This window comes from Comamonas sp. AG1104, from assembly GCF_003350425.1.
GTDB lineage: Bacteria > Pseudomonadota > Gammaproteobacteria > Burkholderiales > Burkholderiaceae_C > Comamonas > Comamonas testosteroni.
On the sequence record NZ_QQAS01000001.1, the window covers coordinates 520,302 to 536,205 of the forward strand.

Genomic DNA, 15,904 nt, shown 5'->3' on the forward strand with positions numbered 1-15,904 from the left:
TGCCTCCGGTTCAGGTGGGCGGGTTCAGGGGGGCGGGACGGTCAACCGAGGGCTCGGCCGGTGCTTGCGGTAGCAGCTCCTGTGGTGCTGCTACCGGGGCAGGTGCCGGAGCTGGGGTTGCAGTGCCGGACGGCATGGCTGCGGCGGGCGCAGTCTTCGCGGCTGGCGCGGGCTTGGAGCTCTCCAGCGCACCGTTGAGATAGACCTCGGCGCGTGAGGGCACCACATGGTTGTCGGTGGGCACTCTGGGTGCTTCTGCGAGTGCCTGTACCAGGCGCGGAGTGATGATGAACATCAACTCGGTCTGATCGGTCTGGAACTCGGTGCTGCGGGCCAGTGCGCCGAGAACCGGTATTTCCCCCAGTCCCGGAAAGCGTTTGACGGCCTCGGTGATGTTGTTCTTGATGAGACCGGCAATGACCAGACTTTGCCCGTCATTGAGCTGCACCGTGGTGTCTGCGCGTCGCACCGAAAGCGAGGGAATGACGGAGGTGACGCCATTGATGGCGGTGAAGGGTGAGCCTGTCTGAGACAGGTCGGACACTTCTGAGACCAGCTTGAGATTGACGCGTGAACCACCCAGTACGGTGGGCGTGAACTTGACGCCGATGCCGAACTCTTTTTCCTCCAGCGTCATCACTGGCACGCCAGTGGTATTGCTCTGTGCCACGGGAATAAAGATCTTGCCGCCCGAGAGAAAGCTGGCCTGTTGGCCGCTGATGGCCATGATGTTGGGCTCGGCCAGAATACGCACCAGGCCGTCGTCTTTCTGGCCGTCAATGCTGATTGAGCCTTTGCCTATGCGCATGGCGCTCAGCAGTCCGCCGCCGCCACTGAGGAAGTTGGAGGCGATGGAGAATGTATTCATGCCATTGCTGGTGATGCGCTGGCCCGCAAGACTGGCACCGAGCTTGTCGAGCAATGTCTTGCTGACCTCGGCAATCTTGACTTCCAGCATCACCTGGTGAGGCGAAGTGGTGCGCAGCAGGTTGACGATCTTCTTGCTGTCGCTGTAGGCGCCGGCGAGCGTCACCACATCGTCCAGGCGCAGCGGATTGCTGATCTCTCCGCTCAGGACCAGGGCATTGTCGGCGCCCTGGACGCGGATGCTGCGTTCCTCGGGCATGAGCTCGCTGAGCTTGGCCTGCAGCGGCCCCGGGTCCATGGTGACGATCACGTCCTTGATGAAGCAGGCACCCTGGGCGTTTTGCAGGATGACGTTCATGGAGCCAGACTTGCGGCCGCGAAAGAACAGGTCTCGCGGGCTGAGCAATTGGACCTCGATATCACCCATGCCGTTCTGCATTTGCGGCTGGGCATTCGCGGCCATGGGCGCTGCTGCCTGGCCCGCTCCGGGCGTCTGGCCGCTGACCAGGATGCGCGCCATGGGCGAGCTCAGCGGAATGACCACGGATTTCCCCAGCGTGACGGTGGTTGGATCCTCCGTGCGGATGGCTGTGCAATTCCTGGCGGGCAAGGTGTTGCGGGGCGCTGCGGGAGCTGCCGCAGCCACGGGGCCGGGCTGAGCAGGCGTGCCCGCAGATTGGGCCAGCACAGGCGCTGAGCTGGCGAGCAGCATGCTGGCTGCTATGTATAGGTGATGGTGTTGCACGGCCGACCTCTCTGAGTTGTTGCGAGTAGAAGATCAGAAGCAGTTGAGAGTTCGAGCGCCGCCCTGGATCACTTCGACACAGGTGGCTGTCGAAGCCTGGGGTGCGGGCCTGGCTCGCTGCATCACGGGTTTGGCAGGAGCTGCGACCTTGACCGGTGCAGGGGCTGCCTCTGGTGTTCCAAACAGCTGGTGCTTGGTGATGCCTGCAGTGCTGGTGGGATCTTTGTCAATCTGGTTGCGCAGCACCAGTGAAAGATTGCCCACGCTGCGTGCAAGATCGAGTTTCTCGGCATCTTCCGGGCTCAGCTCGAGGGTGACGGCGCTCACCACCTTGGGTTTGGTCTCGTCACGATCGGCTTCCTGGGCCACGGCCAGAACCAGCACGTTCTCCAACACGGTTTTGCTGATCTGGCGCGACTCTTCTGTCTTGCCGTTCTGTTCCTGCTGGGCATTGACCACCACATCCACGTAGTTGCCGGGCAGGGCGAAGCCCGCAACACCGACCACATCGTTGACGCGTACCGTCATGGCCCGCTTGCCCGGAGCGATGACGGCTGCCAGTCCGCCTTTGGTGCCTACGGGTGCCAGCTTGCCTTCGAGCACGGCTTCGCCACGCAGCACGCCGACCTTGACGACGCGATCCTGCAGCTGTTGCATGTCATGGAATGCGCCATCGGGTATGGAGCCCCGCGGCCAGTCCACGGTGTTCAGCATGTTCGGCAAGATCTTGCCGCCCAGTGGAATGTCGGTGGCAGCGACAACCACCTTGTCGGCGTCCAGGCTGCCGCGTTGGGCCACCCAGTTGGCGGCGTAGACAGCCGCTGCCAGACTGGCCAGTGCTGCGAGGATAAACAGACCCAAAGCTTTGAGGTTTTTCATGGGAGGCTCCCGCTATGCCGTGATGTAAGTGACTAGACCCAGGTGAACTGCCGAGCGACCAGGAACGCCAGGGTTCCCAGGGCGATGCTGACGCCGTAAGGCAAGGTGCCTACCGAATGCGCCGAGTTGGAGCGGGCATCGGGACGGATCCCCGCAGCGACATTGACGTAGAGCAACTGCACTGCCTCGGCCGAGTTGCGCACCAGCTTGCCGGCCATGCGATGCCAGAGTGCGTAGCTGATGGCTGCCAAGCCGCCGGTGATAAAGACAAAGATCACGACCTGACAGGTGGCGGCGGGGCCTAGAAAGCTGCCGACCATGGCCATCAGCTTCACGTCGCCGGCTCCCATGGCATGCAGCAGATAGAGAGGCAGCATCAATGCCAGGCCTACCGCCATGCCGCCCAGTGCCCAGAAAAAGCCGCCGCTATGGGGGTGGTGGGCCAGCAGACCATAGAGCAGGGCCAGGGTGATGCCACCGAAGGTCAGGCGATTGGGGATGCGCCGTGTGCGCAGGTCACTGATGCTGGCTGCCAGCAAAAGCAGCAACAGGATCAGCGAACGCGGCTCGGTGAAAACGGCGGCCACGAGTTCGGATGCTGCGCTGAGTTCGGAAGATGTCATGGTCAATCTCCAGTCCTGTGTTCAGCGAATCCTGTTCGGGCCTCAGAGTTGACGCTGGCGGTCTGCTGCGTTCAGCTCATCTGACTGATGTCTACAGGATTCGGACGATATGTGACTAAATACAATTTTTCTATCAACTTCATTCTTTTGTTTAATTTTGTGGAAATAGTATTCCTATAGAAATCGCTTATCAATATTCGAGTTCGTAAGAATTTTTCTAATCCGCGTGAGATGCAAATGTGACGCCGTTGTAGGTTGCGTAAGCATTGGTCTCATGCGCTTGCTGACGCAGATCGGCCCACGGTCGGTGTTGGCTACAGAGCGCGATCGCAAGGCCTTGCCTGGAGCCCGCGCGCAAAGGCGCCCGGGGGGCGGCGAAGGCGCTGACATGGCTTGAAGAGGGAGCTGGCTCGGTGGGCCCGGCAGGCGCTGAAATGCGCTATGGGCGTTACCCATGTTCCGGGGCCTGAAGTGGCCGCTGCTGCATGGCGGGGCAGGCCCGGGCGTCGGCATCACGACTTGGGGCAAGGCTGCGGCAGGACTGAGTAGCCGCTTTGAGGGATGAGGCCAGGGTAATCCTCGGCAAGCTGCAGCCCGGCTGGAGGCTGGCATTCCCTCCTGGCCTGTCGGCGCGGTCCTGCAGACGGTCTGCTGCGAGCGTTGAGGCGGCCTTCAGGCAACACCCGATCGGTGCATTCACAGGGAATGTTATGCTATAAAAAATATAGCTTCAAGCGCTTTGCCTGAATGGATTTCATGGGTGAAATCCATTGATTCCATTGCCAGTAAGGTGGTGATAGCTTCTATTTTGATAGCTGTCTGAAGGCGGCAAACATCGGCGCAGCTTCAGGCCTTTGCCCTGCGCTGGCTGTGCAGGCCCAGCAGCACCAGCACGACGGCCACCAAGGGCAGCATGCCGATATTGATGCCGTTCCAGCCAGCGCTGTGCAGCAGCTGGCCCGATCCGAACGAGGCCACGGCCACCGTGCCAAAGACCAGAAAGTCGTTGAGTGCCTGCACCTTCGCGCGCTCCGAGGGGCGGTAGCACTCGGTCAGCAGCGCCGTGGCACCGATGAAGCCGAAGTTCCAGCCCACGCCCAGCAAAATCAGCGAGCCCCAGAAGTGGAAGATATCCAGGCCCATCAAGGCCAGCACACCGGCCGCGCCTATCATCAGCAGGCCCAGAGCTGTCACGGGCCGCTTGCCATAGCGTGCAATCAGCTTGCCGGTAAAAAAGCTGGGCACGAACATGGCCAGCACATGCCATTGGATGCCCATGGCGGCTTCGCCCACGCTGTGGCCGCAGCCCACCATGGCCATGGGCGCAGCGGTCATCAGGAACGCCATCAGTCCGTAGCTGACCACACCGGCCGCGCAGGCCACGAAGAACTGGGGCGTGCGGGCAATCTCGCCCAGCGGCCTGGCGTCGTCAGCCACGGCCTTTTTTCTCTGAGGCGGCGGCAGACGCAGGCCCATGAGCAGGGGCAGGGCCAGCAAGGCCAGGGCCGCCTGGCTGTAGAAGCTGCCGGCAAACGGGGTCGCAGGCAGGGCGTCACGGGTCCAGATCACGACCTGCGGGCCGATGATGGCGGCAATCAGACCGCCGATCATCACGCGCGAAATGGCCTTGGCCTGCTGCGCGGGCTCGCTCACCAGATCGGTGGCGGCGAAGCGGTAGCTCTGCACGCAGGCCGCATAGAAGCCGGCCAGCGCCGTGCCGATGCAGAAGGTGACGAAGTCGCTGTGGGCAATGCCTTGCGCGGCGACCACGCCGGAGATCACGCCCAAAATGGCACCCAGCACATAGGCCGCGCGGCGGCCCATGCGGTTCATGATCCAGGCCGCTGGCAGGGTGGACAGCGCCAGTCCGAGCTGGTAGATGCTGACCGGCAAGGTGGATGCCGTGGGGTTGGACGACAGCTGCTGCCCGACCAGCCCGCCCAGCGAGATGATGATGGGCGGAGAGGCTCCTCCCAGGGATTGGGCTGCGACCAGCAGGCCCATATTGCGGCTTTGTTGTGTGTTGTTGTCTGATTGCATAAATCGCTTTGGCTGTCCATGCTTGTGCGCAGATCTGTCACATCTTGCAGCATTCATATTGGCCGCACATTAAAAGGCTTGCTGCGGGCATGATGCAGATACGAGCCTGGTGATCGAAGTGAATGGAAGAGATATGACGTTGAAATGCCTGACTGGCCGGGCTGCGAGCCTGAATATCGCGATGGCGCTCATGAGCTGGGCGTCGATGGCGCATGCCGAGAAGACAGACACCCTGCATGAAGCAGTGGTCTGGTCGGCTAGCTATCGTGGCGAGATCGCCGGCAAGGCAGTCAAGCTGGAGCTATGGCGGCTGGGCGGTGCCGTCGGCGGCAGCTATTGCTATGAACCCTGCAATCGGCCCGGCGCCACGCTTGATCTGGAAGGCACGGCAAGCGGACAGCTGACGGAAACGCCCATGACGGGGGCCAGCGATCCCAGGCCTTCGGGCCGCTGGTCGCTGGCGGCTTTGCCGGGCATGGCGCCGCAGCGTCTGCAGGGCCAGTGGCAGTCCATGGATGGCAAAAGGCGCTGGCCGGTCCATCTGCTGCGCCAGCCACCGGATTTTCCCCATGCGCTGCATTACGAGTTGCGCCTGCTGATGAATCAGAAGCTGCGCTCCCTGGCGGACTGCGGCGAACATACGGATCTTCAGGTTTCAGCCATTCAGGTCTATGAGCAGGGACGCTTGAAGCAAAGCCTGCCGACCGCTGCCGTGGGCAGTTGCTGGCTGGTGCAGCCGAGCTGGGTGGATGCGAATTTTGACGGCTGGCCGGACCTGACCCAGGCCCTGGATCTGCCTGCGGGGCCGAATATTGCGCACCGAACCTGGCTTTACGACCCGAGTACGCAGAAGTTGGTACTGGGGCCGCAGTCCCTGCAGGACATCACCTCGCCCGCCTTTGATGGCAAGGCCAAACGCATCTATAGCGAATGGCGTGCCAGCTGCTGCAGCCATGGCGTGGACATCTATGCCTGGAAGCCCACCGGGCCGGAGCTGGTCGAGCAGGCCGAAAGCTATATGCTGCCGGTGCGCAAGGGCGGCAAGCTCATGGCCTGCTATCAGATGCCGGCCTATGCACAAGGCCATGTGCGCTGGCCTGGCGGCCTGTACCAGCGCGGCGGCGAGCTGAGCCTGGGGCAGGAGCCCGCTGCCGACTGGTGCGATACCGATCCCGCTGCCACCATGGGCCAGAACCAGGTACAGGTACTGGCCGAGCCCAGACCTGGACAGCCACCCCAAGTACTCAAGGCCTATGGCGCAAGCTACCGCAAGGTCGATACGCCCCAAGGTGCCCGTTACTGCCCCGATATCGCGGTCTTCGATGCCGATGCCCACAAGGTGGTGCGTGTGCTGATGAGCGAGAACGCCGAGCAGAACTGCGAGGCGGAAAAGCCCGCCGGTACTCAGCCCTGAAAACGGGTTATCGCTATGCATGGAAATCGCTTGCTGCTATCTTTTTAAGAAGGTTTGCGTGTTATACAATTTCACGGAATTGAGATTCATTCTTAATAAGCCTTAGCCACGCACTTCGTTTTAGCCATAGGAGATCAATCAAAAACGAGGTCTACATGGCAACCCCGGTTCGTGGCGGCGCAGGCAAGGTGCAGCCGGCATCCACACAGTTCGCGCCATTCGCGCATTGGCTTTCTTCTGCGGCCTGCCGCAGCCCCCGCTCAGCCGTGGGGCTGGCGGTGTTGGTGGTTTTGAGTGCCGGCGCCCAGGCGCAGTCCCAGACGCCGGATGCGCAGGAAAAACGCCTGGGCGAAGTCACGGTTTCTGGCAGGCAGGACGGCAGCGCTCTGCCCGCGCTTGCCCCTGGTGCCCAAGTCGCCAAGGGGGCAGCGCTGGGGCTGCTGGGCAATGTGGATGTGATGGATGCTGCTTTCAACATCACTGCCTACTCCGAAGAGCTGATCCGCGACCAGAATGCGGCCACGGTAGCTGCCGTGCTGGAAAACGACTCTTCGGTGCGCTTTACCACCAATACCGGCCATGTCAACGAGAACTATGTGATTCGGGGCTTCGACGTCAACGCCAGCGAAGTGGCGTTCAACGGCCTGTATGGCCTGGCGCCCGACAGCCATGTGCCGACCGAGATGATCGAGCGCGTGGAACTGCTCAAGGGCCCGGGCGCGCTGCTTGGCGGCATGGCTCCCAATGGAGCGGTGGGCGGTGTGGTGAATGTGGTCAGCAAGAAGCCGCTGGCCGAGGATCTGACGCGGCTGACCACCACCTTCACCTCGGGCTCGCAGCTGCAGGAGCATGTGGATGTATCGCGGCGCTTCGGCCCCGAGCGCCGCCTGGGCATACGCTTTAACGGTGCGCTGTCCAGCGGGGAAACCGAGGTCGACGACCAGAAGCGCCGCCGCCGCCTGGGTGCCGTGGCGCTCGACTATCAGGGCGATCGCTTCACGCTGGGGCTGGATGCCTATCACTACAAGGTGAATCTGGACAACGGCAGCCCGGTGATGGTGAGCTTTGGCAAGATGAAGAATCTGATTGCGGCGCCGGATGCCAGCAACAATCTGTTCCGCGGCGTCAACACCGAAGTGGAGAACAAGTCGGTGGCGCTGCGCGGCAGTTTCGAGCTGAGCGACAGCTGGCAGCTCTACGGCAGCCTGGGCAAGGCCTGGCATGACTATGCAGGCCAGCCCACGGGCACACGTGTGGTGCTCAATGCGGTGGGCGACGGCTCTGCCGTAGGTCAGACCTATAACCTGCAGGGCTACACCAACAGCACGGCGCTGGATGCGGGTTTGCGCGGACGCTTCAAGACCGGCGATGTGGGCCATCAGCTGGTGTTCTCGTTCAACGAGCTGCAGCAGCAAAGCGGGCGCGCGCTGCCCATCGTGGTCAGCAGCAGCTACACCACCAATATCTACGACCCGGTGCTGCCGGTTCTGGCAGGCCCTCGCAATGCCGTGCGCCAGGAAAACGACAATGTGATCCGCAGTTTCGCCGTGGCCGATACCCTGAGCCTGCTGCAGGACAGGCTGCAGCTGACGCTGGGCGCACGCCACCAGCGCGTGAATCAGAAGATGAAGGGCTACGACGAGAGCGCTGTCACTCCCATGCTGGGCCTGGTGGCCAAGCCCTGGGGCGAGGATCTGTCCTTCTATGCCAACTACATCGAGGGGCTGAGCCCCGGCCTTGAGGTCGGCTCCACCTATGCCAATGCAGGAGAGGCATTCGCGCCCTACAAATCCAAGCAGATGGAGGCGGGCGTGAAGTGGCGCCGCGCAGGCTGGACGAATACGCTGTCGCTGTTCCAGATCGAGAAGCCTTCGACCACCATCGATACGGCGGCCAATACACTCAAGCTCAATGGTGAGCAGCGCAATCGCGGTGTGGAGTGGAATACCTTTGGTGCCGTGAGCTCCAGCTTGCGCGTATTGGGCGGCATCACGTACCTGCAGCCCAAGCTGACCAGCACTCAGGGCGCCAACAACGACGGCCATGATGCTTTCGGCGCGGCGCGCTGGGCGGCCAATCTGGCAGCAGACTGGGATGTTCCGGGCGTGGCCGGTCTGGCGCTGAACGCACGCATGGTGCACACGGGCAAGCAGTGGGTCAACTCGGCCAACACCTTGCGTGCACCGAGCTGGACGCGCTTTGATGTCGGCGCCCGCTACACCACGCGCGTTGCCGACAAGAAAGTGGTCTTGCGCGGTACGGTGGACAACGTCTTTGGTCGCAACTACTGGGCTGGAGCCTTTGCCGACAACTTCCTGACCGTGGGTGCACCGCGCACCGTGCGCATCAGCGCTGCGGTGGACTTCTGAGGCGGAGGAAGCATCAATGCATGAAAGTCATCAAGGGTTGCCATTGCCATTGCCATTGCCGGTGAGGGGCCACAGGCCACCGGGCAAAGGGCTGCGCTCCCTGCTTGTTCCAGGTCTGCTGGCTGCGGCCAGCGTCGGCATCGGCGGCCCGGCCGGTGCGGCCCGGCCCTTGCCGGCCAGCACTCTTCAGAGCGAGGGCAAGGCGGCCTCGTTGCTTTCGGTGCGGGAGCCGCTCTCCGGCAGGCTGGCCCCGGGGCAGACGCTGAGCCTGCAGCTGGAGGCTCCGGCCGGAGCCGTGGTGCGCGGCAATCTGCAGGCGCTGGGCGTGGTGCTGGATGTACAAACGCCTGACGGACGCCATCTGCGGCGGCTGAGTCAGGGCGCAGGCGTCGATCACGCATTCACCTGGCAAAGCCGGGGCAAGGCGAAGGAGCGTCTGGTGCTGCGCGCAGAGAATGCCCTGCCTTATGCATCGTCAGCAAGTGGCATGTCGGTGGCGCAGGGCGGGCACAGCGATGCACCGACCCATGCCGCGCCCAGTCCTGGCGCCTACGAGCTGACGATCACCCAGGTGCTGGCGCCGTTGGCGGCTGGCCATGGGCCTGCGGCAGAGATCGAACCCGAGCCGCTGCGCAGCCCCAGGCTCAAGGCCTTGCAGGAGCGGCTGGCGCAGGGCGGCGACAGCCGCAGCTTCTGGCAGGAAATGGAACGCCAGGGCACGCCGCTGATCGAGCCCTGGGATGCCGAGCATCAGCTGGTGAGCTTTGTCTGGCGCGGCGCCGGGCAGTCCGTGAGACTGTTCGGCAGTCCATCGGGCAATCATGAGCCGCTGCAGCGCCTCGGAAGCAGCGATGTCTGGTGGGCCAGTTTCGTCATGCCCAGGGATGCACGGCTCAGCTATGGCTTTGCGCCCGATGTGCCTCAGGTTTCGGCCGATGCCATGATTCAGCGCCGATCCATTCTGTCCACCTTGCAGCGCGACCCCCTCAATCGCCAGAGCTGGGGGCGGTCTGCGGATCTGCAGGCGGTGCAGGATCGCTACGACGGGCGCTCCGTGCTGACACTGGCCAAGGCGCCGCCCCAGCCCTGGAGCCAGTCCCGTGCCAGCGTGGCAACTGGCCAGTTGCAGCGTCACTGGCTGGGCAGCCAGGCGCTGGGCAATGGGCGCGATATCTGGATTTACAAGCCGCAGGGCTGGCAGCAGGCCGATGCGGCTGGGCGTTCCCTGCTGGTGCTGTTCGACGCCCAGGCCTATCTGCGCCAGGTTCCCACGCCCGCCATCATCGACAACCTGATGGCCGACGGCCTGCTGCCTGCAACGGCCGTCGTGCTGGTGGCCAATGGCCAAGGCGACGCGCGCAGCCGCGAGCTGCCGCCCAACCCGGTGTTTGCCGACTTCATGGGCAAGCAGCTCATGCCCTGGCTCAAGACACAGGGTATAGCGGCCGGGCCTGAGCGTACGGTGATTGCAGGATCGAGCTATGGCGGCCTGGCTTCAAGCTATGTGGCGCTGCGCTATCCGCAGTGGTTTGGCAATGTGCTCAGTCTTTCGGGCTCCTACTGGTGGGCACCCAAGGGCGAGCCGCCCAATTGGCTGGCTCGCCAGTATGAGCAAACACCGCAACTGCCCATTCGCTTTTACCTTGATGCCGGCCTATACGAAGGGGCTCGCGGTGGTCAGGCAGGCATACGCGAAACCAGCCAGGAGCTGGGTGATGTGCTGCGTGCCAAGGGCAACAAGGTCGTGCAGCGTGTGCACAGCACCGGTCATGACTATGTGCACTGGCAGGGTTCGCTGGCCTGCGGGCTGCTGGCGCTGACGGGGCGAGAGCCATCGAACAAGGGGCTCAAGGAGCAGGTCGAACAGGCTTGCGGGCTCTGAGTCCGGGGAGCACAAAAAAAAGGGGCCTGAAGCCCCTTTTTTGCTTTTGGCCTGGAGCGCTTGTTTGCAAGCGCTGCAGGCCTTTTTTATGCAAGCTTCTACTTGAGCTTGTTGCCGCATTCGCCGCAGAACAGGTCATTGGCGGCTACAGGGGCGCTGCAGGCGGGGCAGCTCGGCGCAGCCTGAGCCAGGCGGGCTTTCTCGACTGCCTCTGCTTCGGCGCGGGCGCGGGCCGCTTCACGCTCGGCAGCCTGCTGCCTGGCCAGTTTCTCGGCTTCGGCTTGCTGACGTGCTTCTTCGGCAGCCTGGGCTGCGGCGCGCTCCTCAGCGGCCTTTTGCTGTGCTGCGCGCTCTGCGGCCTGGGCTTCGGCCCGCTGGCGTGCGGCCAGTTCCTGAGCTTCGGCGGCCGCACGCTCGCGTGCAGCTTGCTCGGCGGCCTCGGCTTCAGCCTTCAGACGGGCTGCTTCGGCCTCGGCACGCAGGCGTGACGCTTCGGCTTCGCTACGCTGGCGGGCGGCAGCCTCTTCAGCGCTTTGACGTGCTTTTTCCGCCGCATCGGCGGCAGCACGCTCGCGCGCCTGCTGCTCTGCAAATGCCTGTTCGGTGGATGCCGCTGTGGCGGCAGTCAGACCTGCGGCAGCCGCTGCTGCGCCAGCCGTTACTGCGCCAGTCGTTACCGCGCCAGCGCTGGCATTGCTGTCGTTGCCGGGCGGGGTGTCGGTGGCGGCGGGCTTGGCTGTGGCTTCCTGCAGGCGCTCGCTGGCAGCCTGCTTGGCGCGCTCGGCCGCAGCCATGGTGCGTTCTGCGGCAGCCATGGTCTGGGCCTTGGCTTCCTCGGCTTTTTTGCGTACATCGCCAATCAGGCTGTCCAGTGCACCCTCGGCCTCGGCAGGGTCCACGCTTTCACGAGCCTGCAGATAGATCAGATTCATGCCCATGATGGCGACTTGGGCCAGCAGTGCGCCCACCACACAGTACAGAACGCCCAGGCCGGCGATGAGGCCGGTGCTGCCGCCACCCATCATGCCCATGGGATTGAAGCCACCACCGTAGCCACGGCCGTAGCCGCCGCCCATGAACATGCCGGCCATGGCGCCGGCATCTCCGGTAATGCTCATGGCCATCCCGGTCAGGGAGACGGTGGCAGGCAGCAGTCCGGCAAACAGCATGAAGCAGACCAGGCCCAAAATGACATAGAGCACGACTTCCATCAGCACCACTTCGACCAGACGCTTGCGAGCGATGCTCAGCACATTGGCCAGCGCAGCCTTGACGGACAGGCCGCTCCACAGCGCGGGACCCATCAGCGGGCCGACGACCCAGATCATGGCGATCAGCAAGGCTGCGGCGACCAGCACCAGAATCGGGTGGGCCACAAAGGCCAGAATGCCGCCGAGCACGGGAATCTTGCAGATGAAGTAAATGACGGCAGCCAGCAGGTAGTAGGCCAGCGTGGCAACAAATATCGCCAGACCGACCAGCAGGAATTTGGGAAGGCACAGCAGACCGGCCGATGCAGCCGCCGAGAAGGAGCGTACGGGCTCGTTCCTGGCCTTGTCCATGAGCATGATGCCCACGCCTGAAGAGCCGGCCAGCAGCGCGACGACCGCCGCCAGCATGAAGATCAGGTACATGAAGAAGCCGGCCTTGACCAGCATCCAGGCCGCGCCTGCTATCAGTGCGCCGGTCAGCAGCAGCGTCAGAAAGCACAGCAGCAGCGGTCGCCACTGAGTCAGTCCTTCGGCGGCTCTGGCAAGGGTGGCAAAACGTATTTCTCCCAGGGGTTGCTCTCTCATTTTTTGTCCTGTCTGATGGTTGAGGCTGGCTGGTGTGGCGCGATGAGCCGCTGGCTTGCCGGGTGTCAAAGCTTGCCGCGGATCTCGCCAGCTTCGATGGTGTAGCGCTCCACGCCGGCGGGCAGACCAGTATCGATCTTCTTGATGACAGTCACGGGCTTGCCGCCCTTGGACTGCGTGGTGCCTGTGGCGGTATTCACACGCCCGGCCTTGACGTCCTCATCGGACTGATCGACCACGATGCTCGACGAGCCCCGGTTGTCGGCCAGTTCATTGGCCAGTTCCTTGAGCACATTCATGGCCTGGGTGTATTCCTTGCGGCCCTTGGCGGCCAGCGGCATCTCCACGGTCAGGGCGGAGAAGCTGCGCATCTGGTGTGCCTGTCCCGACTGGGCATCGGCGATGCTGACGGTTCTGGTCTGCACCGGACCGGCCACGGCGCGCTGTTTGGGCGGCAGCTTGTGCATGGCTTGCACGGCCTGGGCCTGCATGCTTTGCGCCTGCTGGGTTTCCTGATCCAGAGCGGCCTGCAGACGCGCAAAGCGCTCGTTCTGCCCGCCCGACACAGCGGTTGCGGGCGCGCTGCCGCCGGGGCCGCAGCTGGGGTCGGCGGAATTGGTGACGCGCGAGAGCATGCAGCTCAGCGATGTGGAGGCATCTTGCAAGGTGGCGCAGCCGCCAAGCAGGGTTGCGGCGCAGGCCAGCACAGTGAGTTTGAGTTTTTTCATGGCTTTCAATCCAGCAGGTCATCCAGCGATGGCGCGGTGTTCTTCTTGACTGCGGGTGTTCTTGCAGGGGCCGGCATGGGCGGTTTGCCAGATGCCGGGGCTGGGGACAGCTGCGGGCTGGCCGCTGGCGCGGGGGGGGCGCTGACAGTGTCTGGGGTCGTCACCACAGGGGCGACTGCGGTGGCGGGCGCGTTGTCTACGGCGCCGGCAATCGTGGCATTTTCGGCAGGTGTCGTTTGCGCTGCGGTACTGCCGCCCAGCGGGCCGACCAGGGCGTCGGCCTTGGCTTTGTCTTCGGGCGAAATCCCATCCTTGCCGGCCTGGGACGAACCGGATGCACTATTGCCCGCGCCGGTCAGGCCCTTCATATTGCTTGCCATCATCACTCCGCCTGCAATGGCAGCGATCAGCAGTGCCAGCGCCACCCATTTGATCCAGGCATTGCTGCCGCGCACCGGCTCCTGGGGAAAGGCCGGTGTGCGGTCGTTGCGCGGCGCAAATGCGACGGGCTCCGACTGTGGCGGCCTTGGTGCGGGTGTATCCATGGGCTCGATCAAGGGCGGAGCCATGCTTGCGCCATCAATGGTCTGCGAGGCACCTGAAGGCATGGGCTGCGCAGTTGCCGCTGCAGCACAGTTTTCGACGGGGCGCTCAAACACCATGCCGCATCGTGTGCAGAAGCGGGCCTCGGGTTTGCAGACAGCCTGGCATTGGCTGCAGATTTTTTCAGCAGCAGTGATTGCCGCGTCCGGCTCTTGTCTGGCGCCGCAGCTCTTGCAGAACTTGGCATTGGGAGAGAGCGGGTTGCCGCATTGGGAACAATTCATGGTCTGCAATCGAGAAAAGAGTCCGCTGGAATGGCCGCTCGGCGGCATTGCTGCCTTGGCAATGCCTGGAATATGGGCCGGTTTCTGCGCATTGGCATGAACCGGTACGGACCCATGAAAAATGATTTGTATCTTAGCGGCGCATTTGCCGCAGCCTGTTGGATCGCTTTATGGGAATGTAAGTACGCTTGGTTTTGACAGCTTTTTGTCAGGCATGGCAATCCATGAATGGGGTTTTGGTTAATGAGACTGCGCGCTAAATTTCAAGGGAGTTCTGGTGCAAGTGACTGATTTGAAAAGAAGGCCGTAAATCAGCTGCTTTATGGAGGCCGGGATTGCCGAGAAAAGTTCGAATCTCGAAATCTGTTTGATTTTTGCAAATGCTTCAAATGGTTGAGAGTGTTTTGCGCTGTAAAGATTTCAACGAAATACGGGCCTTGCGGAACCCCGGGAGTCTGCAAAGCCGGTAATCACTGCTGCGCAACCAGCGTCAGCAGCTCGATTCGCGGCGCTATGCCAAGGCGTATGGCAAAACCGGCCCACAGGCCTGCTCCGCTGCTGACCAGCAGCTTCATGTTGCCGACGTCATATTCGCCGCGCACAAAACCGTTGTTGACGGGAGCCACCAGCCAGCGGTCCATGCCCAGAATCAGCCCGCCGTGGGTATGGCCCGATATCTGCAGGTTCACGCCCTTGTCCGCGTTGTCGCGCGCGAACTTGGGCTGGTGTGCCAGCAGGATATGAAACGGTGCGCCGGCCTTGCGGGCCTGGGCGGCAACCGCGTCCACATCGGGGGGGATGCCTTCGGGGACCTCGGGGTCGGCGTTGTTGGGCGAGGTGCGGCCGAACACCGGGTCGCCGATGCCGGACAGGGCCAGCTTGCTGCCCTTGATGTTCAGCAGTTGCATGCGGTTTTCCAGCAAATTCAGGCCCAGGCGGCGGAACTCGGCCATCCAGGCGTTATAGCCGCTGTAGTACTCGTGGTTGCCCGGTGCCGCCCAGACGCCGTAGCGTGCGCTCAAGGCGGCCAGCGGTGCTACATGGGCGCGGCTGGTGGCGACATCGCCGTCCACCATATCGCCGGGCAGCACGATCAGGTCGGGCGTGGTGGCCAGGGTGCGCTGCACGATGGTCTGCACATAGCTTGCATCATTGACCGGGCTGGCGTGGATATCGGCCAGCACGGCAATGCGCAGGCCCTGCAGGGCAGCGGGCAGGTTTCTGACCGCGATCTGCTGCTCGTGCACCCTGGGCGGCTGCAGGGCGTTGAAGACACCGATGGCGCTCAGGCAGCCGGTGGCCACCACGGCGGCTGCGGTGAGTGCGGGAAGGTGCAGCAGCTGCGCCAGGCCGGTGCGGCCCATGAGCCGGGCGATCAGCCACAGCACATCGCGCAGCAGCACGAACAGCGCCAGCATCAGCAGCATGGCCAGAATCCAGCCACCGGGAACCTGCAGGCGCGCCACCACGGCGTAGGGCAGGGCATTGGTCTGCACGGCCTTGAGCAGCAAGGCCGGCGCGATGCCCAGCAGGCCTGTGATCAGCACGGCCAGCAGGCGGGCCAGACGGGAGGTGCCGTTGAGACTGGAGACAGGCCACCAGAGCCAGAGAGCCAGAAGAGGGATGACGAAAGCAGCAGTCGAGACCATGGGCAGCGGAGAAACCAAAAAACGACTTGCGCAAAAAGGGCCCAGCTCGGCCGACTGCCTCAGAAGGCAGGCCGTTGTAGCATTC

At 63.2% G+C, this 15,904-nt stretch carries 11 protein-coding genes and 1 pseudogene; 3 read left to right on the forward strand and 9 right to left on the reverse strand.

Features of this window, described 5'->3' with window-relative positions:
- Window positions 1–10: 10 nt before the first annotated feature.
- The 4 genes from DFO48_RS02335 to DFO48_RS02350 form a co-directional block, all read right to left on the reverse strand.
- Window positions 11–1,579: a type II and III secretion system protein family protein gene (locus tag DFO48_RS02335; protein ID WP_114862405.1), complete on the reverse strand. Its 1,569-nt coding sequence runs from the start codon at window positions 1,577–1,579 to the stop codon at window positions 11–13.
- 66 nt (window positions 1,580–1,645) lie between these two features.
- The gene (gene cpaB, locus DFO48_RS02340; protein WP_003079614.1) at window positions 1,646–2,491 is read right to left on the reverse strand and encodes a Flp pilus assembly protein CpaB; all 846 of its coding nucleotides are present in this window, start codon (window positions 2,489–2,491) and stop codon (window positions 1,646–1,648) included.
- A gap of 32 nt (window positions 2,492–2,523) precedes the next feature.
- Window positions 2,524–3,114 (reverse strand): prepilin peptidase, encoded by a 591-nt coding sequence (locus tag DFO48_RS02345; RefSeq protein ID WP_114862406.1) that lies wholly within the window; start codon window positions 3,112–3,114, stop codon window positions 2,524–2,526.
- A gap of 846 nt (window positions 3,115–3,960) precedes the next feature.
- Window positions 3,961–5,154 (reverse strand): MFS transporter, encoded by a 1,194-nt coding sequence (locus DFO48_RS02350; RefSeq protein ID WP_114862407.1) that lies wholly within the window; start codon window positions 5,152–5,154, stop codon window positions 3,961–3,963.
- 133 nt (window positions 5,155–5,287) lie between these two features.
- Here DFO48_RS02350 and DFO48_RS02355 point away from each other — a divergent pair, with 133 nt between their 5' ends.
- The 3 genes from DFO48_RS02355 (at window position 5,288) to DFO48_RS02365 (ending at window position 10,819) form a co-directional block, all read left to right on the forward strand.
- Entirely contained in the window at window positions 5,288–6,568 is a 1,281-nt protein-coding gene (locus tag DFO48_RS02355) for a hypothetical protein (RefSeq protein ID WP_114862408.1), read from the forward strand.
- Window positions 6,569–6,723: 155 nt separating this feature from the next.
- On the forward strand, window positions 6,724–8,937 hold the full coding sequence (locus DFO48_RS02360) for a TonB-dependent siderophore receptor (RefSeq protein ID WP_114862409.1): 2,214 nt from the start codon (window positions 6,724–6,726) through the stop codon (window positions 8,935–8,937).
- Between the two features lie 16 nt (window positions 8,938–8,953).
- The gene (locus DFO48_RS02365; RefSeq protein ID WP_114862410.1) at window positions 8,954–10,819 is read left to right on the forward strand and encodes an enterochelin esterase domain-containing protein; all 1,866 of its coding nucleotides are present in this window, start codon (window positions 8,954–8,956) and stop codon (window positions 10,817–10,819) included.
- A 98-nt stretch (window positions 10,820–10,917) separates the two neighbouring features.
- On the opposite strand, the gene DFO48_RS02370 is transcribed toward DFO48_RS02365, so the two are convergent.
- The 5 genes and pseudogenes from DFO48_RS02370 to DFO48_RS02385 all read right to left on the reverse strand — a co-directional run bounded on the left by DFO48_RS02370 (window position 10,918) and on the right by DFO48_RS02385 (window position 15,819).
- Window positions 10,918–12,615, reverse strand: a complete 1,698-nt coding sequence (locus DFO48_RS02370) for a zinc ribbon domain-containing protein (RefSeq protein WP_114862411.1) — start codon at window positions 12,613–12,615, stop codon at window positions 10,918–10,920.
- A gap of 65 nt (window positions 12,616–12,680) precedes the next feature.
- Window positions 12,681–13,343 carry a hypothetical protein gene (locus DFO48_RS02375; protein ID WP_003079603.1) on the reverse strand — a complete coding sequence of 221 codons (663 nt, stop codon included), beginning with the start codon at window positions 13,341–13,343 and terminating at the stop codon, window positions 12,681–12,683.
- Between the two features lie 5 nt (window positions 13,344–13,348).
- A complete protein-coding gene (locus tag DFO48_RS02380) occupies window positions 13,349–13,888 on the reverse strand; it encodes a zinc ribbon domain-containing protein (protein ID WP_233506326.1) in 540 nt (179 codons plus the stop codon).
- Window positions 13,889–14,065: 177 nt separating this feature from the next.
- Window positions 14,066–14,218 (reverse strand): annotated as a pseudogene (locus DFO48_RS25545) (zinc ribbon domain-containing protein); the annotation flags it as partial.
- Between the two features lie 422 nt (window positions 14,219–14,640).
- Entirely contained in the window at window positions 14,641–15,819 is a 1,179-nt protein-coding gene (locus DFO48_RS02385; protein ID WP_114862413.1) for a metallophosphoesterase, read from the reverse strand.
- Between the last annotated feature and the right edge of the window lie 85 nt (window positions 15,820–15,904).

Bases quoted from the DNA above. Each gene is read 5' to 3' on its own strand.
- DFO48_RS02350 (WP_114862407.1), bottom strand. From the start codon at position 5,154: ATGCAATCAGACAACAACACACAACAAAGCCGCAATATGGGCCTGCTG.
- DFO48_RS02345 (WP_114862406.1), bottom strand. From the start codon at position 3,114: ATGACATCTTCCGAACTCAGCGCAGCATCCGAACTCGTGGCCGCCGTT.
- DFO48_RS02335 (WP_114862405.1), bottom strand. From the start codon at position 1,579: ATGCTGCTCGCCAGCTCAGCGCCTGTGCTGGCCCAATCTGCGGGCACG.
- DFO48_RS02365 (WP_114862410.1), top strand. From the start codon at position 8,954: ATGCATGAAAGTCATCAAGGGTTGCCATTGCCATTGCCATTGCCGGTG.
- DFO48_RS02385 (WP_114862413.1), bottom strand. From the start codon at position 15,819: ATGGTCTCGACTGCTGCTTTCGTCATCCCTCTTCTGGCTCTCTGGCTC.
- DFO48_RS02360 (WP_114862409.1), top strand. From the start codon at position 6,724: ATGGCAACCCCGGTTCGTGGCGGCGCAGGCAAGGTGCAGCCGGCATCC.
- DFO48_RS02380 (WP_233506326.1), bottom strand. From the start codon at position 13,888: ATGGATACACCCGCACCAAGGCCGCCACAGTCGGAGCCCGTCGCATTT.
- DFO48_RS02375 (WP_003079603.1), bottom strand. From the start codon at position 13,343: ATGAAAAAACTCAAACTCACTGTGCTGGCCTGCGCCGCAACCCTGCTT.
- DFO48_RS02355 (WP_114862408.1), top strand. From the start codon at position 5,288: ATGACGTTGAAATGCCTGACTGGCCGGGCTGCGAGCCTGAATATCGCG.
- cpaB (WP_003079614.1), bottom strand. From the start codon at position 2,491: ATGAAAAACCTCAAAGCTTTGGGTCTGTTTATCCTCGCAGCACTGGCC.
- DFO48_RS02370 (WP_114862411.1), bottom strand. From the start codon at position 12,615: ATGAGAGAGCAACCCCTGGGAGAAATACGTTTTGCCACCCTTGCCAGA.